The organism is Streptomyces sp. NPDC033136, assembly GCF_055578235.1.
On sequence record NZ_JBVIPD010000009.1, the window covers coordinates 275,701 to 299,490 of the forward strand.

Annotated in this window: 15 protein-coding genes and 1 pseudogene; 10 read left to right on the forward strand and 6 right to left on the reverse strand. The window is 71.9% G+C overall.

The window, feature by feature from the left end; translation table 11 throughout:
• Positions 1–3 precede the first annotated feature (3 nt).
• A complete protein-coding gene (locus ACZ5TL_RS19710) occupies positions 4–1,248 on the reverse strand; it encodes a L,D-transpeptidase (protein ID WP_468591206.1) in 1,245 nt (414 codons plus the stop codon).
• A 187-nt stretch (positions 1,249–1,435) separates the two neighbouring features.
• Here ACZ5TL_RS19710 and glgX point away from each other — a divergent pair, with 187 nt between their 5' ends.
• Entirely contained in the window at positions 1,436–3,703 is a 2,268-nt protein-coding gene (gene glgX / locus ACZ5TL_RS19715) for a glycogen debranching protein GlgX (RefSeq protein WP_468591207.1), read from the forward strand.
• Between the two features lie 7 nt (positions 3,704–3,710).
• Here glgX and ACZ5TL_RS19720 read toward each other — a convergent pair.
• Together ACZ5TL_RS19720 and ACZ5TL_RS19725 are read right to left on the reverse strand one after the other, a co-directional pair.
• Positions 3,711–3,842 (reverse strand): annotated as a pseudogene (locus ACZ5TL_RS19720) (response regulator transcription factor); the annotation flags it as partial.
• 81 nt (positions 3,843–3,923) lie between these two features.
• On the reverse strand, positions 3,924–4,838 hold the full coding sequence (locus tag ACZ5TL_RS19725; protein ID WP_468591208.1) for an ABC transporter ATP-binding protein: 915 nt from the start codon (positions 4,836–4,838) through the stop codon (positions 3,924–3,926).
• A 205-nt stretch (positions 4,839–5,043) separates the two neighbouring features.
• Here ACZ5TL_RS19725 and ACZ5TL_RS19730 point away from each other — a divergent pair, with 205 nt between their 5' ends.
• From ACZ5TL_RS19730 to ACZ5TL_RS19760, 7 genes are all read left to right on the forward strand, one after another.
• Positions 5,044–6,903, forward strand: a complete 1,860-nt coding sequence (locus ACZ5TL_RS19730; RefSeq protein WP_468591209.1) for an ABC transporter ATP-binding protein — start codon at positions 5,044–5,046, stop codon at positions 6,901–6,903.
• Positions 6,900–8,750, forward strand: a complete 1,851-nt coding sequence (locus tag ACZ5TL_RS19735) for an ABC transporter ATP-binding protein (protein WP_468591210.1) — start codon at positions 6,900–6,902, stop codon at positions 8,748–8,750. Before ACZ5TL_RS19730 ends, ACZ5TL_RS19735 begins: the two co-directional genes overlap by 4 nt.
• Before the next feature lie 22 nt (positions 8,751–8,772).
• A complete protein-coding gene (locus ACZ5TL_RS19740; protein ID WP_468591211.1) occupies positions 8,773–10,548 on the forward strand; it encodes an ABC transporter transmembrane domain-containing protein in 1,776 nt (591 codons plus the stop codon).
• Positions 10,545–12,317: an ABC transporter ATP-binding protein gene (locus ACZ5TL_RS19745; protein ID WP_468591213.1), complete on the forward strand. Its 1,773-nt coding sequence runs from the start codon at positions 10,545–10,547 to the stop codon at positions 12,315–12,317. Before ACZ5TL_RS19740 ends, ACZ5TL_RS19745 begins: the two co-directional genes overlap by 4 nt.
• A 170-nt stretch (positions 12,318–12,487) precedes the next feature.
• Positions 12,488–14,548: a M4 family metallopeptidase gene (locus tag ACZ5TL_RS19750; protein WP_468591215.1), complete on the forward strand. Its 2,061-nt coding sequence runs from the start codon at positions 12,488–12,490 to the stop codon at positions 14,546–14,548.
• A 284-nt stretch (positions 14,549–14,832) separates the two neighbouring features.
• On the forward strand, positions 14,833–16,479 hold the full coding sequence (locus tag ACZ5TL_RS19755) for a M4 family metallopeptidase (protein WP_468591217.1): 1,647 nt from the start codon (positions 14,833–14,835) through the stop codon (positions 16,477–16,479).
• Between the two features lie 69 nt (positions 16,480–16,548).
• A complete protein-coding gene (locus ACZ5TL_RS19760) occupies positions 16,549–17,070 on the forward strand; it encodes a DUF1990 domain-containing protein (protein ID WP_468591219.1) in 522 nt (173 codons plus the stop codon).
• A gap of 16 nt (positions 17,071–17,086) precedes the next feature.
• On the opposite strand, the gene ACZ5TL_RS19765 is transcribed toward ACZ5TL_RS19760, so the two are convergent.
• The 3 genes from ACZ5TL_RS19765 to ACZ5TL_RS19775 form a co-directional block, all read right to left on the reverse strand.
• Positions 17,087–17,818 (reverse strand): transposase, encoded by a 732-nt coding sequence (locus ACZ5TL_RS19765; RefSeq protein ID WP_468591220.1) that lies wholly within the window; start codon positions 17,816–17,818, stop codon positions 17,087–17,089.
• Positions 17,815–18,426 carry a transposase domain-containing protein gene (locus ACZ5TL_RS19770; RefSeq protein ID WP_468591222.1) on the reverse strand — a complete coding sequence of 204 codons (612 nt, stop codon included), beginning with the start codon at positions 18,424–18,426 and terminating at the stop codon, positions 17,815–17,817. Before ACZ5TL_RS19770 ends, ACZ5TL_RS19765 begins: the two co-directional genes overlap by 4 nt.
• Before the next feature lie 226 nt (positions 18,427–18,652).
• The gene (locus ACZ5TL_RS19775; RefSeq protein ID WP_468591223.1) at positions 18,653–21,271 is read right to left on the reverse strand and encodes a glycosyltransferase family 1 protein; all 2,619 of its coding nucleotides are present in this window, start codon (positions 21,269–21,271) and stop codon (positions 18,653–18,655) included.
• Between the two features lie 307 nt (positions 21,272–21,578).
• On the opposite strand from ACZ5TL_RS19775, the gene ACZ5TL_RS19780 reads away from it, so the two are divergent.
• Complete coding sequence (locus ACZ5TL_RS19780; protein ID WP_468591225.1) at positions 21,579–22,781, forward strand: S8 family peptidase; 1,203 nt, start codon at positions 21,579–21,581, stop codon at positions 22,779–22,781.
• A 215-nt stretch (positions 22,782–22,996) separates the two neighbouring features.
• Positions 22,997–23,790, forward strand: a 794-nt coding sequence (locus ACZ5TL_RS19785; protein ID WP_468591226.1) for a maltotransferase domain-containing protein, incomplete at its 3' end; no start/stop codon positions are given.

A 23,790-nucleotide genomic window follows, 5' to 3' on the forward strand; every position in this document is an offset into this window, starting at 1 on the left:
GGGCTACTTCACCGCACTGCCCGCCTTCCATGCGTTCCAGCCCATATTCCAACCTCCGAGCCCGTTGTCGGGAGAGACCTTTTTGTCCTTGCTGTTGACCACCTCGACGACGTCCCCGATGAGGCTTCGGTCGAAGAACCAGCCGGCCGGGGTGTCCGAGCCGCCGCCCTTCACATCGCGCAGTCCGACGCAGCCGTGACTGACGTTGGTACGGCCGAAGACGGAGTGGTGTGCCCAGTAGTTGCCGTGCAGGAAGGTGCCGGAGTAGGTCAGACGCATGGCGTGCGGGACGTCCGGGATGTCGTACTCGCCCTTGCCGTCGCGCTTCTTGAAGCCGACCGTGGCACCGTCCATCCGGGTGACGTCGAGCATCTCGGTCACCACCATCTTCCCGTTGTACGTGGTCGTTTTCGGGGCGCCGGCCGTGACCGGCACGGTGGCGAGCGGCTCGCCGTCGCGCCGGACCTCCATCGAGTGCGCGGCGGCGTCGACCACGGAGATCTGGCTGCGGCCGACCGTGAAGGAGAACGTCTTGTGCTGCAGTCCGTAGACCCCGGGCGCCCCCTCGACGTTGCGCAGGCGGAGGGTGACGGTGACCTGGGTGCCGGGTTTCCAGTAGTGCTCGGGACGGAAGTCGAGGCGGCTGCCGCCGAACCAGTGCGGGCGGATCTCGACGGCCGGGCGGGCGGTGACCTTCACCGCGCGTTCGACGGCGGCACGGTGGGTGATCTTCCGGTTGAACTCCAGGGAGACGATCATTCCGGTGCCGACCGTGGCGCGGTTCTCCGGGGCGACGTACCCGATGAAACGTTCCTTGGGGACGTACGTCGTGAAGGTGGTGTGCCGGGCCGAGCGGTGTCCGTCACCGTCCACGGCCACCGCGTCGATCGTGTACTTGGCCGCGAGCGCCAGCCGCTCCTCGTCGGGCTCCCAAGTCAGTCCGTCGGCGGAGACGCGTCCGGGTACCCGGGTCTCCTGCGCGTCCTTTGACCTGACGACCTTCACCGACTCCAGGCGGCCGTCGGGCACGCGCACCCGCAGCTTCCTGCCGGGGCGCACACCCCTGCTGCCGTCGCCGGGCGAGACCTTGATGACCTCCTCGGGCGCCGGGGGCGCGCCGAACGCCCCAGCGACCCCGCGGAAGTCGTCCGAGGTACAGCCGGTGGCTCCGGTGAGGAGCCCTGCCCATGTCACTACGGCGGCCAGCGCGGCCCTCGCGCGCCGCGCGCGCCCTTGTACGTGCCTCACGCGGTACCCAACGACCGGCCGTGTCCCCGGGAAACGACCATGCCCGCCCCCGGGGAAACGTGAGTGCGACCCATGCTCTGGGCAGAACAGTGGGGAGGACGACGCGCAGGGGAGCCGCGACCCTGGCCGCAGCACAGGCCGCACCCCTCTGTCCCCTGTCGTCCCACGAGCCGCGGGAGGCTGACAGGTGTCCAGCGCAGCCGAGCAGGAGGCGGTGGCCGGTCGTCAGGCCACTGAGAACGGGCGCCAGGCCGCCGCCGTGAACGGCATGCGGCAGACCGCGCCTCGGCCCCCGGTACCCGCCCGGCCGGGCGCGGCGACGCCGCTGGGCGCCCGGTTCCGGGTCGGCCCGGACGGAGTGGCCGGGACCAACTTCGCGTTGTGGGCGGGCGGGGCCGAGGGGGTCGAGCTGTGCCTCTTCGACGAGGCGGGCAAGGAGTCGCGGGTCCGGCTCGCCGAGCTGACCCACGAGATCTGGCACGGCTTCGTGCCGGGCGTGCTGCCCGGGCAGCGCTACGGCTACCGGGTGCACGGCCGCTGGGACCCCTGGACGGGCGCCCGCTGGAACCCGGCGAAACTGCTCCTCGACCCGTACGCGCGTGCGGTCGACGGTGCCGAAGGAAATGACTACAGCAGTCTGCCGCCGGAGGTGTACGGGCACGTCCGCGACTGGCCGCAGCAGCATGTCGCCGACACCGTGCGCGACGACCGGGACTCGGCGCCGTACGTCCCGAAGGGCGTCGTCGTCCACGATGACGACGACTGGGCCGACGACAGGCGCCCGAAGACGCCGTGGGCGGACTCGGTGATCTACGAGCTGCACGTCAAGGGCTTCACGCGGCTGCACCCCGGCATCCCCGGGGAACTGCGCGGCACCTACGCCGGCCTCGCGCACCCGGCCGCGATCGAGCACCTGGTGAAGCTGGGCGTGACGGCGGTGGAGCTGCTGCCGGTGCACCAGTTCGCGCACGAGGACCACCTGCTGCGCAGAGGCCTCAGGAACTACTGGGGCTACAACTCCGTCGGCTACTTCGCCCCGCACGCGGCCTACGCGGCCTCCGGCACGACCGGCCAGCAGGTCGGCGAGTTCAAGCGGATGGTGCGCGCCCTGCACGCGGCCGGGATCGAGGTCATCCTCGACGTGGTCTACAACCACACCGCCGAGGCGGGTGAACTCGGCCCGACCCTGTCCCTGAAGGGCATCGACAACCGCGGCTACTACCGCCTCCAGGACGACGCCCGCCGCTACGCCGACTACACCGGCTGCGGCAACACCCTGCACGTGGTGCAGCCGCACGTGCTGCGCCTGATCACGGACTCGCTGCGGTACTGGGTGACGGAGATGGGGGTGGACGGCTTCCGCTTCGACCTCGCCGCCGCGCTGGCCCGCTCCATGCACGACGTCGACATGCTCTCCCCGTTCCTGGCGGTGATCGCCCAGGACCCGGTACTGCGCCGGGTGAAGCTGATCGCCGAGCCGTGGGACGTGGGCTCGGGCGGCTACCAGGTGGGGGCGTTCCCGCCGCTGTGGACGGAGTGGAACGACCGGTACCGCGACGCCGTACGGGACTTCTGGCGGCACGCGCTGCCGGACGTGCGGGAGATGGGCTACCGCCTGTCGGGCTCCAGCGACCTGTACGCCTGGGGCGGGCGCAGGCCCTACGCATCCGTCAACTTCATCACCGCGCACGACGGTTTCACCCTGCGCGACCTGGTGAGTCACGAGCACAAGCACAACGAGGCCAACGGCGAGGGCAACCGGGACGGCACGGACGACAACCGGGCCTGGAACTGCGGCGCCGAGGGCGAGACGGACGACGAGGGCATACGGGCGCTGAGGCGGCGCCAGCTCAGGAACCTGCTGACCACGCTGCTGCTGTCCACCGGTGTGCCGATGCTGGTCGCGGGGGACGAACTGGGCCGCACCCAGCGCGGCAACAACAACGCCTACTGCCAGGACAACGAGATCGGCTGGGTGGACTGGGGGCTGCTGGACGACCCCGGCTGGCGGGCTCTGTTCGAGCTGACCTCGCGGCTCATCGAGCTGCGCCACCGGCACCCGGTGCTCCGGCGCCGGGCCTTCTTCTCCGGCCGCGCGCAGACCGCGGACGGGCTGCGCGACCTGGCCTGGTTCACGTCCCGGGGCACGGAGATGACGGAGCAGGACTGGTACGCGCCCGCCGCCACCCTGGGCATGTATCTGTCCGGCCGGGACATCCCGGGCCGGGACGAGCGCGGGGAGCAGATCCTCGACGACAGCTTCCTGGCCGTCCTGCACGCGGGCGAGGAGCCGGTGAGCGTCGTGCTGCCGGGACCGCCGTGGGCGGAGCGGTACGAGGTGGTCGTCGACACGAGTCTGGAGGAACAGGGGGAGGCGCCGGGGGTGGAGCACCGGGCGGGCACCGGGATCACGATGCCGGCGCGGGCGGTGCTGTTGCTGCGGGTGGCGGGCTGAACCCCGGTCAGCCTAGGATCCCCCGGTCGTACGCCACCGCCACCGCCGCCGCGCGGTCCTTGACGCCGAGCTTGGCGTAGAGGTGGGTGAGGTGGGTCTTCACGGTCGCCTCGCTGATGAACAGTTCGCGGGCGATCTCAGGATCCAGAAGAGGCTGCCGGGCTCCCGGCGGAAGAGGCGGATCTCGCTTTTCAGTACAGCGGTGTGACGAGGGCCGTGCTCATGCCGCCGCCTCCTTCGTGAGGTCGAGGAACGCGTCGTCCAGGGTGGCGTCGGTGACCCGGAGCTGGTGGGCCGTGACGCGGGTGCGGGCGAGGAGGGTGAGGACGGCGTTGACGGTCTCGTCGGTGCCGGACAGGGTGACGCGACCGTCCCTGTACTCGACCGACGCGAGCGCGGGCAGCGCGTTCAGGTCACGGTCGTCCAGGGGGGCGGACGGGGTGAAGCTGATGACGGTGGAGCCCGCCGAGCGGCGGATCAGGCCGGCCGGGGTGTCCAGGGCGGCCATCCGGCCCTTGTCGATCACCGCGATCCGGTCGCAGAGCCGCTGCGCCTCCTCCATGAAATGGGTGACGAGGAGGACGGTCACGCCGTTCGCGCGTATGTCCTCGATCAGCTCCCAGGTGTCCCGGCGGGCGCGCGGGTCGAGGCCGGTGGTCAGCTCGTCCAGGACGACGGCCCGGGGGTCGCCCACCAGGGCGAGCGCGATGAACAGCCGCTGCTTCTGGCCGCCGGAGAGCTTGGCGAACCGGGTCGTCAACGTGGCGGTCAGGCCGAGGCGTTCGGCGAGGGGCCGCCAGTCGAGCGGGCTCGGATAGAAGGCGCTGCACAGCTCCAGCGCCTCGCGGACGGTGAGTTTGGCCTGGAGTTCGCTCTCCTGGAGCTGCGCGCCGAGCACGCGGCGGGTGGCCTCGTGCTCGGCGACGGGGTCGAGGCCGGTGACGCGGACCCGGCCGGAGTCGGGGACGCGCAGTCCTTCGACACACTCCACGGTGGTGGTCTTCCCGGCGCCGTTCGGGCCGAGGATCCCGAAGATCTCGCCCTCCTCCACGGCGAAGGAGACTCCGTCGACGGCGGGACGGCCGGCGTAGCTCTTGCGCAACTCGGTGACTTCGATGACGGGTGCGGTCGGCATACGAAGAGGGTCCCGGCGCGGCGGGGCCCGGCACATCAGCCGTCGCGCTCGAACGGGCATCAGCCGATCGGTTGATGCGGCCCTACGACTCTGCCGGTGCCGCCGTACGATCCCTCGAACCCCCAGGTCGTAGGACCAACGGCCGACGGAGGTCGGGCAGAAACTCGGTGGGCACTGTCAGTGGCGATCCGTAGGCTCACTGCTGATGGCCACGACACCCGCCCCCGCCCAGGACCGTTCCGCCGTGCGCACGCTGCTGCGCCTGTGGCCGTACGTGCGGCCCGTGCGGGCGCGGCTGTTCACCGCCGCGTTCGTCGCGGTCCTCGCGTCCTGCGTGGGCCTGGTGATCCCGCTCGTCCTGAAGTGGATGGTGGACGGGCCGATCGCCCGCCGGGACCCGGGCGGGGTGTGGCTCGGGGCGCTGTTCCTGCTGCTGCTCGGCTTCGGGGAGGCTCTGCTGTTCGGGCTGCGGCGCTGGCTGGTGGCGCGTCCGCTGTCCCACGTCGAGGCGTCCATGCGGGCGGCTCTGTACCGGCACCTCCAGCGGCTGCCGGTCGCCTTCCACGACCGGTGGGCCTCGGGGCAGTTGCTGTCCCGGGGGACGACGGACCTGATGCTGCTGCGCATGTTCCTCGCCTTCCCGCTGACGTTCCTGCTGGTCAACGGTGTGACGATCCTTGTCGGCGTGGTCATCATGCTGCTCCAGGACTGGACCCTGGGTCTGGTGATCCTCGGGCCCGCCGTGCCCGTCATGGTCACCTGTGTGATCTTCGAGAAGCGGTACGCCAAGGTGGCCCGGCTCGCCCAGGACCAGGTCGGCGACCTCACGACGGTCGTCGAGGAGAGCGTGCTCGGCATCCGCGTCATCAAGGGCTTCGGCCACCACCGGAGCCAGGCGCGGGCGTTCCGGGACCTGTCGCGGACCCTGCGCGGCACGGAACTGCGCAAGGCGCGGCTGCTGGCGACGATCTGGGGCGTCATCGTGACGCTGCCGGAGGTGGCGATCGGCGCGGCGCTGGTGGTGGGGGTCGTGCAGGTGGCCGACGGGGCGTTGTCGGCGGGGACGCTGGTGGCGTTCCTGTCCACGGCGCTGGCGTTGCGGTGGCCGGTGGAGTCGATCGGGTTCCTGCTGGCGATGAGCCAGGAGGCGGCGACGGCGACGCAGCGGTACTTCGAGGTGATGGACGAGGAGGCCGAGGGGCCTGTCGCGGGTGCCGGTGCGACGCGGCTCGAGGACGACGGACTTCGCTTCCACCACGTCGGGTTCCGCTACCCCGACGCCCCGCCGGACTCCCCGCCCGTCCTGAAGGACATCGACCTCCACATCCGCCCCGGCGAATCCATGGCCCTGGTCGGAGCGACCGGCAGCGGCAAGACCACCCTCACCGCGCTCGTCCCGCGCCTGTACGAACTGACCTCGGGCCGCATCACCCTGGACGGCGTCGACATCAGGGCCCTCTCCCGAGAAGCCCTGCGCGCCAAGGTCGCCGTGGCCTTCGAGGAACCCACGCTCTTCTCGGCCTCGGTCGGAGACAACGTTCTCATGGGGGCCGGGGACACCGCCGGGGCGGCCGATCTGGAGCGCGCCCTGGCCGTCGCCCAGGCCGACTTCGCGCACGCCCTGCCCCAGGGGACGGACACCCGGGTCGGCGAGCAGGGCCACAGCCTCTCCGGCGGCCAGCGCCAGCGCCTCGCCCTGGCCAGAGCGGTCGTCGGGCAGCCGGAGTTCCTCGTCCTCGACGACCCGCTGTCGGCCCTGGACGTGCACACCGAGGCCGCCGTGGAGGCCGCCCTGCGGCGGGTGCTCGCGGACACCACCGCCCTGATCGTGGCGCACCGCCCCTCCACCGTGCTGCTCGCCGACCGCGTCGCCCTGCTGTCCGGCGGCCGGATCGCCGCGGTCGGCACCCACCACGAACTGCTGCGCACGAACGCCGAGTACGCGCACTTGATGTCCGGGGAAGACTCCGGAGAGCCGTCGGGGGCACAGTCCGGCGAGCCGTCAGGGGAACAGCCGGGAGAACAGCCCGGAGAACCGTCGGAGGAAAAGGAGAGCGCGCGATGACGGCGCCCACCACGGCACCGGCGGACGAGAAGCCCGACGAGCAACGCCCCGCCACCGGCGACCCCTTCGACCGGGACGTCCTGCCCACTCCCCCGGGCGCCACCGCCGCCCTGCTGCGTTCCCTGCTCGCGCCCCTGAAGGCCCGGGTCACGGTCACGACGCTGCTTCTGCTGCTGCAGCAGGCGGTCGTGCAGGCCGGCCCGCTGCTCGTGGCGTACGCCATCGACCGTGCCGTGCCGGCGTTCCGGGCGCAGGACCACGGGCCGCTGGTCGCCGTGGCCGCCGGCTATCTGGTGTGCGCGCTGGCGGCGGGCGGGATGCAGTTCGCCTTCGTCGCCGCCGCGGCCCGTGTCAGCCAGGACGTGCTGCTCGATCTGCGCGGCCGGATCTTCCGCCACGCGCAGGCGCTGAGCGTCGACTTCCACGAGCGCTACACCTCGGGCCGGCTCATCTCCCGCTCCACCTCGGACGTGGAGTCGCTGCGCGAACTGCTGGACGAGGGCCTGCAGGAGCTCGTGACGGTCATCCTGTCGTTCGTCTACATCTCGGCGATGCTGCTCTGGCTCGACCTGGGACTCGGCGGTGTGGCGGTGGCGTCGCTGGTGCCGCTCTACGCCCTGGTGCGGGTGTACCAGCGGCGGGCGGGGCGGGTGTACCGGGTGCGGTCCACGGCCATCGCGGCGGTCATCGTCAAGTTCGTCGAGACCATGAACGGCATCCGCCCGGTGCGCGCCTTCCGCCGCGAGGCGGCCAACGACGCGGACTTCGGCGCGCTCAACCGGCGGCACGAGCGGACCAACGGCGACGCGCTGCTGGAGATGGCCCGGTACGTCACCGGCTCGCGGCTGGTCGCCAACACGGCGGTCGCGGCGATCGTGCTGTGGGGCGCCCACCGGGTCGCGGACGGCACGCTGGCGCTCGGCGTGCTGGCGGCGGCCGTGCTGTACCTGCGACGGCTGTACGACCCGATCGACCGGCTCGGCATGTTCCTCAACTCCTACCAGTCGGCGGCGGCCTCCCTGGAGAAGATCGCCGGACTGCTCGCCCAGACCCCGTCCGTGCCCGAGCCGTCGAGCCCCCGGCAGCTCCCGCCGCCGAAGAGCGAACACCCGGGCCGTGAGGTGGTGTTCGAGGGCGTCCGTTTCGGCTACCGCACCGGCGGCGAGATCCTGCCCCGCTTCGACCTGACGCTCCCGGCCGGGCAGACGGTCGCGGTCGTCGGCTCCACGGGCGCGGGCAAGTCGACGCTGGCCAAGCTGCTGGCCCGGTTCTACGACCCCTCCGACGGCCGGGTGCTGCTGGACGGCGTCGACCTTCGGGACCTGGCCGTGCCCGAGCTGCGGCGCGGGGTGGTGATGGTGACGCAGGAGGCGTTCCTGTTCTCCGGCACGGTCGCCGAGAACATCGCGATCGGCCGCCCGGACGCCACCCGCGAGGAGATCGAGCAGGCGGCGAAGGAGATCGGCGCGCACGACTTCGTCAGCGCCCTGCCCGACGGCTACGACACCGACGTCCGCAAGCGGGGTGGCCGTATCTCCGCCGGTCAGCGGCAACTGGTCGCGTTCGCACGGGCGTTGCTGGCCGACCCGGCGGTGCTGATCCTCGACGAGGCGACCAGCTCGCTGGACATCCCGGGCGAGCGCGCGGTGCAGCGGGCCATGGCGACGGTGCTGAAGGGCCGTACGGCGGTGGTGATCGCGCACCGGCTGTCGACCGTGGAGATCGCGGACCGCGTCCTGGTGATGGAGCGGGGGCGGATCGTCGAGGACGGCGAACCGGCCGGACTCATCGCCGGCACGGGCAGGTTCGCGGACCTGCACCGGGCCTGGCGGGACAGTCTGGCGTAGGACGGCGGCGGAGGGCGGGCGGATGATCGACGCGTACGAGGACCCTGGCACAGCCGACCACCGGAGCGGCGCCCGCTACCTGTGGTGGCTGGTCACCCGGCAGCCCGGCCGGTGCGCCGCCGGGGCGATGTTCGGCAGTGTGTGGATGGTGCTGCTGGCGGCGACGCCGTATCTGATGGCCCGGGCGATCGACGACGGTCTGGGGCCCGGCGACATGGGCGCGCTGGTGTTCTGGAGCGGCGCGCTGTTCGCGGTGGGCGCGTTCAACGCCTGGCTGAGCATCATGCGCCACCGCACCATGACCCGCGTCCGTATGGACGCCAACTTCCGCACGGTGAAGGTCGTCGTGGGCCAGGCGGTACGGCTGGGCTCCGCCCTGTCACGGCAGACGGGCGCCGGTGAGGTCGTCACCATCGGCGTCGGCGACGTGCAGACGATCAGCCATTCGCTGACGGTCATCGGCCCCGGCATCGGCGCGGTCGTGGCCTATCTGGTGGTCGCCCTCCTGCTGGTGTCGGTCTCGCCCCTCATCGCCGTGGTCGTCCTGCTCGGCATCCCGGTCATCGTCCTGCTCGTCGGGCCACTGCTCGGGCGGTTACAGGGGTCCGAGACGGAGTACCGCGAGCGGCAGGGCGTGCTGACCGCGCGGATCGGCGACCTGGCGGGCGGTCTGCGGGTCCTCGCCGGACTGGGCGGCAGGACGCTGGTCGCGGACGCCTTCCGCCGCGACTCGCAGCGGCTGCGCGAGCAGGGGTACCGGGTCGGCGTGGTGACCAGCTGGGTGCAGGCGCTCGGGATCGGGCTGCCGACGCTGTTCCTGGCCGGGGTGACGTGGCCGGCGGCCCGGCTGGCCGCGCGCGGGGACATCACCGTGGGGCAGTTGGTGTCGGTGTACGGCTATGTGGCGATGCTGGTGAGGCCGGTGGCCTTCTGGGTCGAGTGCGGGTACCAGATCAGCCGCGGCCTGGTGTGCGCGCGACGCGTCGTACGTTTCCTGCGGCTGGAGCCGATGCCGGACACCGGATCGCGAGACGCCCCGGCCGAGCCGTCGGCCCTGTACGACCCCGAGTCCGGCGTGCGCGTCCGACCCGGCCGCCTGACGGCCCTGGTCGCGGAGCACCCGGCCGACGCCGTGGCGGTAGTGGACCGCCTCGCCCGCTACACCCCCTCGGACGCGACCTGGGGCGGAGTGCGCCTGGACGACATCGCGCTCCCCCAGGTCCGGGAACACATTCTGCTGGCCAACCACGAGTCCGACCTGTTCGCAGGAACTCTCCAGGACATGATCGGGCCCTTGAGGGGATCGGGGCGGTGTCGATCCGCGGCTCCGCCGCGGGGCGCGAAAAGCCACGACGCACCCGCAGACGCCACACCACACCACACGGCGACACGGACGGCGCTCCACACCGCCGCCGCCGAAGACATCGTCCAAGCCCTCCCCCACGGCCTGGCCACCCCCATGGACGCCCAGGCCCGCAACCTCTCCGGCGGCCAGCGCCAGCGCATCCGGCTGGCCAGAGCCCTCCTCGCCGACCCGGAGATCCTCCTCACCGTCGAGCCCACCTCCGCCCTCGACGCCCACACCGAAGCCACCGTCGCCGACCGTCTCAGAACGGCCCGGCACGGTCGCACCACGGTCGTGACCACCACCTCTCCCCTCGTCCTGGACCGCACGGACACCGTCCACTACCTGGTCGACGGCAAGGTGGCGGCCTCGGGCAGCCACCACGAACTGCTCGGCACGGTCCCCGGCTACCGCGCCCTCGTCGCCAGGGACACCGAGGAGGCCGCCCGATGAACCGCGGACACCTCCCCGTGGCCGAACGGGCGGACGTCCGACGGGCGTTGCTGCACCTCGTACGGGCGGACCCCCGGGCCTTCACCGCCGTCCTCGGCCTCAACGCCCTGGCCGCCGTGGCCGGTCTGGCAGGGCCCTGGCTGCTGGGCCGGATGATCGACGACGTCCGTGCCGGACGGGGCGTCGCCGCCGTGGACCGGCTGGCCCTCGTTCTCCTGCTCTGCGCCCTCGCCCAGTTGTTCCTCACCCGCTGGGCCCGCTACCTCGGCCACCGTTTCGGCGAACGCACCCTGGCGCGCGTACGGGAACGGTTCGTCGACCGGGCCCTCGCCCTGCCCGCCTCGGTCGTGGAACGCGCCGGCACCGGCGACCTGACGGCCCGCGGCACCTCGGACGTCACGACCGTGGGCAACACGCTGCGGGACGCCGGTCCGATCCTCCTCATCAACCTCGTGCAGGCGCTGTTCCTGGTCGGCGCGGTGTTCCTGCTGGACCCGCTGCTCGGCGCCCTCGGCGTGCTCGGCCTGACGCCGATCTGGCTCGCGTTGCGCTGGTACCTGCGTCGGGCCCGGGACGGCTACCTCGCCGAGGGCGCGGCCGGCTCGGACGTCGCGGAGATCCTCGCGGCGACCGCGGCCGGGGCGCGCACGGTGGAGGCGTTCCGGCTCCGGACGCAACGTACCGCCGCGAGCAGGGAGGCACTGGAGACGTCCCGTCGTACCCGCTTCCACACGCTGTTCCTGCGCACGGTGTTCTTCCCGGCGGTGGACGCGTCGTACGCCGTCCCGGTGGCCGGGGTGCTGGTGATCGGCGGGGCGCTGCACGCCTCCGGCTCGATGAGCCTCGGGGCGGTCGTGGCGGCGGCCCTGTATCTCCACCAGTTGAGCGGACCGCTGGACGAGATCCTGATGCGGGTCGAGCAACTCCAGAGCAGCGGCGCCTCGTTCGCCCGGGTGGAGGGGCTGGCCCGGGCACCGCGGGCCGCCGGGGAGGGCGAGTGCCCGGATCCGGACGGCGACCGCATCGACGTCACCGGTGTGCGTTATGCGTACGAGGGGGGCGTGGAGGTGCTGCGTGGCGTCGACCTGACGGTACGGCCCGGGGAGCGGCTGGCCATGGTCGGGCCCTCCGGCGCCGGCAAGACCACGCTGAGCCGGCTGATGGCGGGCGTCGACGCGCCGTCGGCCGGCTCGGTGACGGTCGGCGGTGTGCCCGTCGTCGGGCTCGGGCCGGAGCGGCTGCGCCGCCAGGTCGTGCTGGTCACCCAGGAGCACCATGTGTTCCTCGGCTCGGTCCGCGACAACCTGCGGATCGCCGAACCGGAGGCCACGGACGAGGAGTTGTGGGAAGCGCTGGCCGTGGTCGGCGCCGACGCCTGGGTGCGGGAGCTGCCGCGGGGCCTGGACACCGCGCTGGGTCAGGGCGGTTGCCGTACGGACGGCTCGCAGGCCCAGCAACTGGCCCTGGCACGGGTGGTGCTGGCGGATCCGCACACGCTGATCCTCGACGAGGCGACCGCGCTGCTCGACCCGACGACCGCCCGGCACACCGAGCGGGCCCTGGCCGCCGTCCTGGAAGGGCGCACCGTCATCGCCGTCGCGCACCGGCTGCACACCGCGCACGACGCCGACCGGGTGGCCGTGCTGGAGGACGGCCGGCTGACCGAACTCGGCACGCACGACGAGCTGGTGGCGGCGGGCGGAGCCTACGCGGCGCTGTGGCACTCCTGGCACGGGGACAGGCCGGACGAGAGTGAGGCGTCCGTATAACGAACGTGAACTTCCGGTCAACGAACCGTTTCCGGCCATACTCTTGACGCGGTCCTGACAGAAAGCGCGCTCCCCTGCCACGCTTCCCACGACTGCTGCGCAGCAACCCCACAGCGCCACCTCCACCTCCCCAGGCCGGGCGATCCCCGGTCCCGCAGAAGGAGTCCGTGTTGAGAAGCAGTTCCTCGCGAAGAAGCACCTCCCACAGACGCACTCCCCACACCCCCCGCCGCACCGCGGCCGTGGCCCTCGCCGGCGTCGCCGCGCTGATCGCCGCCGCCGTGCAGAGCGGCACCGCCACCGCTGCCCCGGAGAAGGCACCGTCGGCCGCGAGCAAGGCGAACCCCGGCTCGGAGTCGGTCAGGCTCACCCCAGCCCAGCGCGCCGCGCTGCTCCGCGAGGCCGACGCCGCCAAGGCGGAGACCGCGAAGGACCTGGGCCTGGGCGCCAAGGAGAAGCTGGTCGTCCGTGACGTCCTGAAGGACCGCGACGGCACCGTGCACACACGCTACGAGCGCACCTACGACGGCCTGCCGGTCCTCGGCGGCGACCTGGTCGTGGAGAGCACGAAGGCGGACGCCACCGCGGCCGTCGTGAAGGCCACCCGCGCCGCCATCAAGCCGGCCACGACGAGGACCGCGCTGCCCGCCGCGAAGGCCCGGCAGCAGGCCCTGTCCGCCGGCAAGGCCGACGAGGCCAGGAACCCCGGCATCAACCGCGAGCCCCGCAAGGTGATCTGGGCAGGGAACGGCAAGCCCGTCGTGGCCTACGAGACGGTCGTCGGCGGCTTCCAGCACGACGGCACCCCGCAGGAACTGCACGTCGTCACCGACGCCACCAGCGGCGAGAAGCTGTACGCGTGGGAGGCCATCGAGACCGGCACCGGCAACACGGTGTACTCCGGCACGGTCGACCTCACCACCACCCGGTCCGGTTCCGCGTACAACCTCACCGACGGCGCCCGCGGCAACCACAGGACGTACAACCTCAACCGCGGCACCTCCGGCACCGGCACGCTCTTCTCCGGCTCCGACGACGTCTGGGGCGACGGCAGCCCCTCCAACCTGGAGTCGGCCGCCGCGGACGCCCACTACGGCGCCGCGCTGACGTGGGACTACTACAAGAACGTGCACGGCCGCAGCGGCATCCGCGGCGACGGCGTGGCCGCGTACTCCCGGGTCCACTACGGCAACAACTTCGCCAACGCCTTCTGGTCGGACGGCTGCTTCTGCATGACCTACGGCGACGGCGCGGGCAACGCCAACCCGCTGACGTCGATCGACGTGGCCGCGCACGAGATGACCCACGGGCTCACCTCCAACACCGCGGGCCTCAACTACTCCGGCGAATCCGGCGGTCTGAACGAGGCGACCAGCGACATCTTCGCCGCGACCGTCGAGTTCTTCGCCGACAACGCCTCCGACGTCGGCGACTACCTCATCGGCGAGGAGATCGACATCAACGGCGACGGCACGCCGCTGCGCTACATGGACAAGCCCAGCAAGGACGGCAAGTCCAAGGACGCCTGGTACTCGGGCATCGGCTCGATCGACGTGCACTACTCCTCGGGCCCCGCGAACCACTTCTTCTACCTGCTGAGCGAGGGCAGCGGCACCAAGACCATCAACGGTGTCACCTACGACTCGCCCACCTCGGACGGCCTGCCGGTCACCGGCATCGGCCGGGACAAGGCGGAGAAGATCTGGTTCCGCGCGCTGACCACCAAGTTCACCTCGACCACCAACTACGCGGGCGCCCGCACCGGCACCCTCGCGGCCACCGGCGAGCTGTACGGCACCGACAGCGCCGAGTACAAGGCGGTCCAGGACGCGTGGGCGGGCGTGAACGTCGGCGCCCGCTCCGGCGGCGGAGGCGGCGGGGGCACGTCCTTCGAGAACACCGCCGACGTGGCGATCCCCGACCGGGGAGCGGCGGTCACCTCGTCGGTCACCGTCTCCGGCCGGACGGGCAACGCGCCCTCCGACCTCCAGGTCGCCGTGGACATCGTCCACACCTACATCGGTGACCTCCGGGTGCAGCTGGTCGCCCCCGACGGCACGGCGTACACGCTGAAGGGCTACGGCACCGGCGGCAGCGCGGACAACCTCAGCACCACGTACACGGTGAACGCCTCCTCCGAGGCCGCCAACGGTGTGTGGCAGCTGCGGGTCCAGGACAACGCGGCCCGCGACACCGGCTACATCAACAGCTGGAAGCTCACCTTCCTGTAGGCCCGTAGGCCCGTAGGCCCGTAGGCCGGTAGGCCCGCAGGCCGGTAGGCCCGCAGATCCCCGGCCGGCAGGCCGTGGTGGGCCGCTGCCTCAAGTCAGGGCGTCGCCCCGGTGGGTTCGAATCCCCCGGAGCGGCGCCCGCTTCACGCGGCAGGGACGTACACCTCGTCGTCGTTTTCCGGCCAACATCACACAACGCTCCTGACATGTACGCGTCCTAGGTGTCACTCTTCCCCCACCCGCCGCACAGCACCACAGCAACTCCCCCACACCTAGGAGCTTGTGTGACCACCCCCCTCTACGCGCGTCGCAAGCGCGCCACGCTGGCCATCGCCACCACCGTCGCGGCCGGCGCCCTGCTCACCACCGGCCTGACCTCCGGCAGCAGCGTCGCCGCCGATTCCGCGAGCAAGCCGGCCCTGGCCGCCGCGCCCGTCCTGCTCTCCGCGCCCGCCCGCACCGCGCTCATCCAGGAGCAGCAGGCGGACGCCCCGAAGACCGCCGACGCGATAGGCCTCGGCGCTCAGGAGAAGCTGGTCGTCAGGGACGTCGTGAAGGACGCCGACGGCACGGTCCACACCCGCTACGAGCGCACCTACGCGGGCCTGCCGGTCCTCGGCGGCGACCTCGTGGTGCACGAGTCGAAGTCCGGCGCGCCCCAGGGCGTCACCAGAGCGACGAAGGCGAAGCTCGAGGTTCCCTCGCTCAAGCCCGCCGTCACCGCCGCCAAGGCGGAGAAGCAGGCCGTGACCCTCGCCAAGGCGGCCGGCTCGGAGGAGACCGAGGCCGGCTCGGCGCCCCGCAAGGTGATCTGGGCGGCCGACGGCAAGCCCACCCTCGCCTACGAGACGGTCGTCGGCGGCCTCCAGGAGGACGGCACCCCGAACGAACTGCACGTCATCACCGACGCCGCCACCGGAAAGAAGCTCTACGAGTACCAGGGCATCGAGACCGGCACGGGCCACACCACGTACAGCGGCGAGGTCGACCTCGGCACGACCAGGTCCGGGTCGTCGTACACCCTCACGGACGGCACGCGCGGCGGCAACAGGACGTACAACCTCAACCGCCGCACCTCCGGCACCGGCACCCTCTTCTCCGGCTCCGACGACATCTGGGGCAACGGCGATCCGGCCAACCTGGAGACCGCCGCCGCCGACGCCCACTACGGCGCCCAGGTGACCTGGGACTTCTACAAGAACACCTTCGGCCGCAACGGCATCAGGAACGACGGCAAGGCCGCCTACTCGCGCGTCCACTACGGCAACAACTTCGCCAACGCCTTCTGGTCGGACGGCTGCTTCTGCATGACCTACGGCGACGGCGCAGGCAACGCCAACCCGCTGACCTCGCTCGACGTGGCCGCGCACGAGATGAGCCACGGTCTGACGTCGGCCACGGCGCGCCTCACCTACAGCGGCGAGTCCGGCGGTCTGAACGAGGCGACCAGCGACATCTTCGCCGCGGGCGCGGAGTTCTACGCCGACAACGCCTCCGACGCCGGCGACTACCTCATCGGCGAGAAGATCGACATCAACGGCGACGGCACCCCGCTGCGCTACATGGACAAGCCCAGCAAGGACGGCGAATCCGCCGACGCCTGGTCCGCCGGCCTCGGCAGCCTGGACGTCCACTACTCCTCCGGCCCCGCCAACCACTTCTTCTACCTGCTGTCCGAGGGCAGCGGCTCGAAGACGATCAACGGCGTGGCCTACGACTCGCCCACCTCCAACGGCTCCACGGTCACCGGCATCGGCCGCACCAAGGCGCTCCAGATCTGGTACAAGGCGCTCACCACGTACATGACGTCGACGACCAAGTACGCGGGCGCCCGCACGGCGACCCTGAACGCGGCCTCGGCGCTGTACGGCGCGAACAGCACCGAGTACAAGGCGGTCGCGTCCGCCTGGTCCGCCGTCAACGTCGGCTGACCGAAGCACGACCTGCGGGCGGTACCCGGACCGAAGGCGGGTCCGGGTACCGCCCTACTCTTGGGGACCATGTCTTCGGAGGAGTTCACCTACGCCGACGTCGGCGCCTCGCGCGACCAGGCCTTCTGCCCGCCGGGCTTCCATCGCATGAACGTGCGCACCCGTCTCGGCGAGGGTGAGGAGGTCTTCCGCCGTGCGTCCGAGGCGGTCCTCACCTGGGAGATGCACCGGGCCATGGGCGTGGGCATCGACGCGGCCTCGGACCGCGCGGCCCCCGGCGTGGACGTCACCGTCACTCTGGCCGGCATGATCAAGGCCCCGTGCCGCGTGGTGTGGACGGTGGAGGAACCCCGCCGCGCCGGCTGGGCCTACGGCACGTTGCCCGGCCACCCGGAGAGCGGCGAGGAGTCCTTCGTCGTCGACCGCACGGGAGACGGCACCGTCTGGCTGACGGTGAACGCCTTCAGCCGCGCGGCCAAGTGGTACGCCAGGGCGGGCGGCCCGGCGACCAGAGGGGTCCAGCACGCGTACGCGCGCAGGTGCGGCAGTGTCCTACGCAACCTTGCGACCCAGGGTGGTGCGGAAGCCTAGGGGCAATGCCGTTCGGTTAGCCGTCTGGCGGGCTTGGTAAGGGGTTGTGCTCGATCTGGATGGTGGTCCTGTGGGTTCGGTGGTCGATGTCGGGGCCGATGGCGCGGTACTTGGAGCTGATCGCTCGCTTCTTCACGCGGGGCCGGGTCCGGTCCCGGCGGGCGGGCAGGAGATCGTTGAGTAGCGCGGCGCCGATCCGGCCGACGAGGTCGACGTGGGTGTGGGAAATGATGCCGGCGGCGCGGGTGATCTGGTCACGTGCCGTGTTCAGCGCGATGGTGAATGCGGCACGGTCGGGGTCTATGTCGGGCCGGTGCAGGACAGCGTCACTCATCGCGGTGCGTAACACCTGGTAGGCGACCAGGAGCGCCCAGGTCTCCTGGGCGACGGCCGCCGGGTGGCGTCCGCGCAGGACTCTTCCGCCGAGGATGGTCGATTTCAGTTCGCAGTAGCTGGTCTCGATCTCCCAGCGCTCGTGGTAAAGCCTGACCAGGCCGGTCGCGGATGCCTCATCGGGGTCGAGCAGGCTGGTGACGAGCCGGTAGGTGCTCCGGGTGACCGGGCGCTCATCGGCACCGTCGGCGGGGGCGAGGGTGATGTGGGCGTCGATGACGCGGACGGTGACCTCGCCGACGCGGGACAGGAACGTGCCGTCGGGCAGACGGCGCAGGACCGGCAGCTTGAGCGCTGTGCTGTGGGTCTTGGCGCGGATGAGGAAGTCCGCGCCGGTGGAGGCGAGCGTGCTCACGAAGGCGGTGGCCGAGAGGTTCGGTCACCGAGCAGCAGCATTCCGGGCCGGAGCGTTCCGGTCCGGCCCGCGGTGGTGACCAGGTCACCGGCGTAGGTCAGCTCGCCGGTGGCGTCGGTGCCGAAGACCGCGTCCAGGAGTGTTCTGGTTCCGCAGGCCACCAGCGCGACCAGCCGCAGCATCGGGTAACCGGCCGGCCCGTTCGGCCCGGCTTTCGCCTTGGGGAACACCGACAGGTTCGCGGGCGTGTCCGGCAGCGGTATCTGGGTGCCGTCGATCGCGACCACCAGCCTGTCCGCGAACCGTGTCACCTGTGTCGCGGTCACCGCTGCGGGCCCTTTGACCAGGTCGAACAGTGCTTTCAGCGGCTTGGGGCCGACCCGTCGCATCGCAGCCGTGATCGACGAAGGTGCCGGTGGGGTCAGCGGCACAGGGAGCGAGGCGGTCAGGTGAGACCACACCCGGGCCCAGCCCTGCCCGGTGAACAGCGCGCCTGCCAGGAGGAGGTAGACCACCACCCGGGACGGCAGCCGCCGCATCCGATGCTGCAGACCGCCCGCGCAGGCGAGTGCCTCGTCGACGAGCTCGAACGGAACAACCTGGGTCAACTCGCCCAGGTGCCCCACGGCCAAGGCGCCAGGAGCATGCGTAATGACAGAATCGGACACTGCAGCCCTTGTAGAGGAACACGAGTCTTGGCGGACCCGAGAACCACTACAAGGGCTGCACCCGTATCACCAGCCGAAACGCCGAACGTTGCGCCACCAGTCGAACCCTTAACCGAACGGCATTGAGCCTAGGGGGCTTCAGAAACCCCCTAGGGGCGGACGGCACTCACCGCATCAGCACCCCCGCAGCCTCCACCAACTCCTCGGACGGCCCGGCCACAAGCCCCAGCTCCGCACTCGAAGCCAGCAGCCGATGCGCGGGAAGGATCCGCACCGTGTACCCGAAAGGCCCGGTGCGATCCAGTGACAAGGGCCCCTCATACACCCAGCGCCCGTCCTGGTCGGGAGAGCCCGCCGGCTTCAGCGGCACGACCGCCGCGTCACCGATCCGGTCCTCCTCGTCCACCCGGCCCGACACCACCTGCACCTCGACATCGTCGGGCCCGAGAGCGCCGAGACCCACCCGCACCCGCAGCCCCAGCGTCGTGCCCAGCTCCGCCAGTGCCGCGGACGCGGACGTCTCCACATGGTCGACGGTGACCCCCGGCCACTCCGTCCGCACCCGCGCCTTCCACTCGGCGAGATCCCGCGCGGCATCCGGGTCCATCGAGCGATGGGCGAGGGCCGCCGGCGCGTAGAGCCGCTCGACGTACTCCCGGACCATCCGCCCGGCCAGCACCTTGGGCCCGAGCACGCTCAGCGTGTGCCGGACCATCTCGATCCACCGGTCGGGCAGGCCGCTGTGCCCCCGCTCGTAGAAGCGGGGCGTCACCCGCTGTTCCAGCAGGTCGTACAGCGCCGCGGACTCTATGTCGTCGCGGTGGTCCGGGTCGGTCCCGACGCCGTCGGCGGTGGGGATGGCCCAGCCGAAGTCCGGCTGGAACCACTCGTCCCACCATCCGTCGAGGACGGACAGGTTGAGACAGCCGTTGAGCGCCGCCTTCATCCCGGAGGTGCCGCAGGCCTCCAGCGGCCTGAGCGGGTTGTTCAGCCAGATGTCACAGCCGGGGTAGAGCCTCTGCGCCATCCCCATGCCGTAGTCCGGCAGGAACACGATCCGGTGCCGCACCCGTGGATCGTCCGTGAACCGCACCAGCTCCTGCACCAGCCGCTTCCCGCCGTCGTCCGCGGGATGCGCCTTGCCCGCCACGACGATCTGCACCGGCCGCTCGGGGTGCAGCAGCAGGTCCATCAGCCGGTCGCGGTCGCGCAGCATGAGCGTAAGGCGCTTGTACGACGGGACGCGCCGGGCGAAGCCGATGGTGAGGACGTCCGGGTCGAGCACGCCGTCGATCCAGCCCAGTTCGGCCGTATGGGCGCCGCGCTGCCGCCAGGAGGCCCGCAGCCGCTCCCGCACCTCGGTCACGAGCTGCTCGCGCAAGCCCCGCCGCAGCTCCCAGATGTCCGTATCGGGGATGTCGGCCACCGCGTCCCAGCGGTCCGAGCCGCCGACGCTCAGCGCGTCCTCCGCGCGCCGCGCGCCGATCTGCCGGGCGCCGAGCCGGAACACCTCGGGGGCGACCCAGGTCGGTGCGTGCACCCCGTTGGTCACGGACGTGATCGGCACCTCGTCGGGGTCGAAGCCTGGCCACAGGCCGGAGAACATCTCCCGGCTGACGTTGCCGTGCAGCAGGGAGACGCCGTTGGCGCGCTGGGCCAGGCGCAGGCCCATCACGGCCATGTTGAACAGGTTGGGCTCACCGCCGGGGTAGGTCTCCATGCCGAGCCGGAGGACGCGCTCGACGTCGATGCGGGGCAGCTCGGCCTCGGGGCCGAAGTGGCGGGCGACCAGCTCGCGGTCGAAGCGGTCGATGCCGGCCGGGACGGGCGTGTGGGTGGTGAAGACCGTGCCCGCGCGGACCGCCTCCAGCGCCGAGTCGAAGTCGAGGCCCTGAGCGCAGAGTTCGGCGATGCGTTCCAGGCCGAGGAACCCGGCGTGTCCCTCGTTGGTGTGGAACACCTCCGGCTCGGGGTGGCCGGTCAGCCGGCAGTACGTCCGTACCGCCCTGACCCCTCCTATACCGAGGAGCATCTCCTGGAGCAGCCGGTGCTCGCTGCCGCCGCCGTAGAGCCGGTCGGTCACGCCGCGCTCGCCGAGGTCGTTCTCCTCGACATCGGAGTCCAGCATCAGCAGCGGGACCCGGCCGACCTGCGCCAGCCAGATCCGGGCGTGCAGTTGCCTGCCGCCGGGCAGGGCGAGGGCGACCTGTGCGGGCGTGCCGTCGGCCTCCTCGAGCTGGACCACGGGCAGCTCGTTCGGGTCGAGGACGGGGTAGTGCTCCTGCTGCCAGCCGTCCCGGGACAGGGTCTGGCGGAAGTAGCCGTGGCGGTAGAGCAGGCCGACGCCGATCAGCGGGACGCCGAGGTCGCTGGCCGCCTTCAGGTGGTCGCCGGCCAGGATGCCGAGGCCGCCGGAGTACTGCGGCAGGGCGGCGGTGATGCCGAACTCGGGTGAGAAGTAGGCGATGGCGGCCGGAAGACCGTCGGGCTGGGACTGGTACCAGCGGTCGCCGGTCGTGTAGTCGTGCAGGTCTCTGGAGACCGCGGCGAGGCGGTCCAGGAAACGGCGGTCCCCGGACAGCTCCGCCAGCCGCGCGGGCGGCACGCTGCCCAGCAGCCGCACCGGGTCGCCGCCGGAGGCGGCCCAGCGCTCGGGATCGACGGACTGGAACAGGTCACGGGTCTCCGCATGCCACGACCAGCGCAGGTTGCGGGCCAGATCGCTGAGGGGCCGAAGGAGTTCGGGGAGAACGGGCCGGACGGTGAATCGACGGATCGCCTTCACTTTCCACCTCGTCGCTGGATGACGCTGGGCTTTGACGCGGGGCTCGACGCGGGGCTTCGGCGCGGGGCCGCGCCGACGTTCCCTTACGACAGTACCGGCGTCGGTGCCGCCTCCGCTGAGGCTCCGCCACCGGCCGCCCGATCGGCCTGAACAGCACCATCCACGGATATGGCCGATTCCACCCCCATAGGCGTCCTTGTGGCGCTTCGCACGTCACGAGAGGCTGCACCTGGCGTACCGGCCCGCGCCCGCCGCACGCGGCGCCGCACGGCGGCCGTACGCCGAGTCGAGGAGGGGAACTCGGACCATGGCACGGACACGCATACGGCGTCTGCGCCGGGCGGGGAGCCTGACCGCGGCGGTCTGCGCCGCGGCGTTTTCGGCCACCACCCTGCCCGCGCACGCCGTACCGGAGGGGCGGATACCCGGCGCCGGAGGACCCGGCGCCGTGCACGGCGGTTACCTGGTGACGCTGAGGGAGGGCACGGGGGCCCGGTCGGCGGCCGGAAAGGACCTCGCCAAGAAGTACGGGGTGGAGATCAGCCACACCTACGGCACGGTCCTGAACGGCTACGCGGTCCGGGCCGACGAGAGACGGGCCCGGTGGCTGGCCGCCGACCCCCGGGTCGCCTCGGTCGTCCAGGACACCCGCGTCCGGCTCGACGGCACCCGGCGCAACCCGCCGTCCTGGGGGCTGGACCGCGTCGACCAGCCGAAACTGCCGCTGGACGGGAGCTACACCTGGCCCGGTTCCGCAGGCGCCGGGGTGACGGTGTACGTGATCGACACCGGCGTCCGGACCAGCCACCGGGACTTCGGCGGCCGGGCGGTCCACGGCTGGGACTTCGTCGGGGACGACAAGGCGGCCTCGGACGCCAACGGCCACGGCACGCACGTCGCCGGCACGGTAGCCGGGCGGACCCACGGCGTCGCCAGGAAGGCCCGGGTCGTCTCGGTGCGCGTCCTCGACGCCGCGGGAGCGGGCACCACGGCCCGGGTGATCGCCGGGATCGACTGGGTGACCCGGCACGCGAGGAAGCCCGCGGTCGCCAACCTCAGCCTGGGCGGCCCCCGCAACGCGCGGCTGGACGCCGCCGTCCGCGCCTCCATCGCCTCCGGAGTGACCTACACGGTCGCCGCGGGCAACGACGGCAGGCCGGCCGGTCTGTACTCCCCGGGGGCCGTCCGGCAGGCGATCACGGTCGGCGCGACCGACCGCAGGGATGCGAAACCGGCCTTCTCCAACCACGGCCGGGCCCTCGATCTGTTCGCCCCGGGCGTCGGAATCACCTCCGCGTCCCGCGCGAGCGACACCGCTTGGGCCACCTTCTCGGGTACGTCGATGGCGGCTCCGCACGCCGCCGGCGTCGCCGCGCTCTATCTGGCAGATCATCCGAAAGCGGCTCCGTCGCAGGTCGGAGCGGCCTTGACCGCCGGGGCGGCGGCCGGGAAGGTCTCCGACCGGGGCCTCGGTTCGCCGGACAAACTCCTGCGGGTGCCGCGCGGGTAGGGCGAAGGAGCGGCCATGCCGCAGGGCCGGCCTCGTCCGTCGGGGACGAGGCCGGACTTGTGTGTCGACATACGCGTGAGTAGTTAACAAAGTGCCGGATTGCCTACCCGAATAGGGTGGGAAGGCTCCTGCGGGTACCCCTCTCAGGAGCACCACGCAGGACCCACCTCCCCACAGTCATCCGCCCACCCACGTTGACGCGGACAGGAGCGGTCATGCCCGCCAAGCACCAGTCGCCAGCACCCCCCAGCCGCCGTACCACCGGGGCGCGCGCGCCCGGCGGCGAAGCACGCCCCGCGGGCCCGGCCGAGACCGGTCCGCCGGTCCCGCCAGCACCCCCCGCGGGTGACGCGACCGCCGTCGGACGCATACCCGTTCTCGATGTCCGCCCGGTCGTCCAGCACGGACGACGGCCGGCCAAGGCCGTGACCGGCGAGACCTTCGAGATCTCGGCGACCGTGTTCCGGGAGGGGCACGACGCGGTCGCCGCCAACGCCGTCCTGCGGGACCCCGGGGGCCGCCCCGGGCCGTGGACGCCGATGCGGGAGCTGGCGCCCGGGACGGACCGGTGGGGTGCCACGGTCACCGCCGGGGAACCCGGCCTGTGGACGTTCAGCGTGGAGGCATGGGGGGACCCGGTCAGCACCTGGCGTCACCACGCACAGATCAAGATCCCGGCGGGCATGGACACGGACGTCGTCCTGGAGGAGGGCGCGCGTCTGTACGAGCGGGCCGCCGCCGGTGTGCCCGAGGAGGAGGGACCGCGGGACGTGATCCTGGCCGCTGTCGACGCGCTGCGGGACGAGAGCCGTCCCGCGGCGGCGCGGCTGGCGGCGGCGTTGACGCCGGAGGTGGACGCGGTCCTGGCCCGGTATCCGCTGCGGGACCTGGTGACCAGCAGCGAGCCGCTGCCCCTGCTCGTCGAGCGGGAACGGGCGCTGTACGGGTCCTGGTACGAGTTCTTCCCGCGCTCGGAGGGCACGCCGAAGCGGCCGCACGGCACGTTCCG

Excerpts from the sequence above, each read along its gene's own strand:
- ACZ5TL_RS19725 (WP_468591208.1), bottom strand. The coding sequence starts at position 4,838 with ATGCCGACCGCACCCGTCATCGAAGTCACCGAGTTGCGCAAGAGCTAC.
- ACZ5TL_RS19730 (WP_468591209.1), top strand. The coding sequence starts at position 5,044 with ATGGCCACGACACCCGCCCCCGCCCAGGACCGTTCCGCCGTGCGCACG.
- ACZ5TL_RS19735 (WP_468591210.1), top strand. The coding sequence starts at position 6,900 with ATGACGGCGCCCACCACGGCACCGGCGGACGAGAAGCCCGACGAGCAA.
- ACZ5TL_RS19740 (WP_468591211.1), top strand. The coding sequence starts at position 8,773 with ATGATCGACGCGTACGAGGACCCTGGCACAGCCGACCACCGGAGCGGC.
- ACZ5TL_RS19745 (WP_468591213.1), top strand. The coding sequence starts at position 10,545 with ATGAACCGCGGACACCTCCCCGTGGCCGAACGGGCGGACGTCCGACGG.
- ACZ5TL_RS19760 (WP_468591219.1), top strand. The coding sequence starts at position 16,549 with ATGTCTTCGGAGGAGTTCACCTACGCCGACGTCGGCGCCTCGCGCGAC.
- ACZ5TL_RS19780 (WP_468591225.1), top strand. The coding sequence starts at position 21,579 with ATGGCACGGACACGCATACGGCGTCTGCGCCGGGCGGGGAGCCTGACC.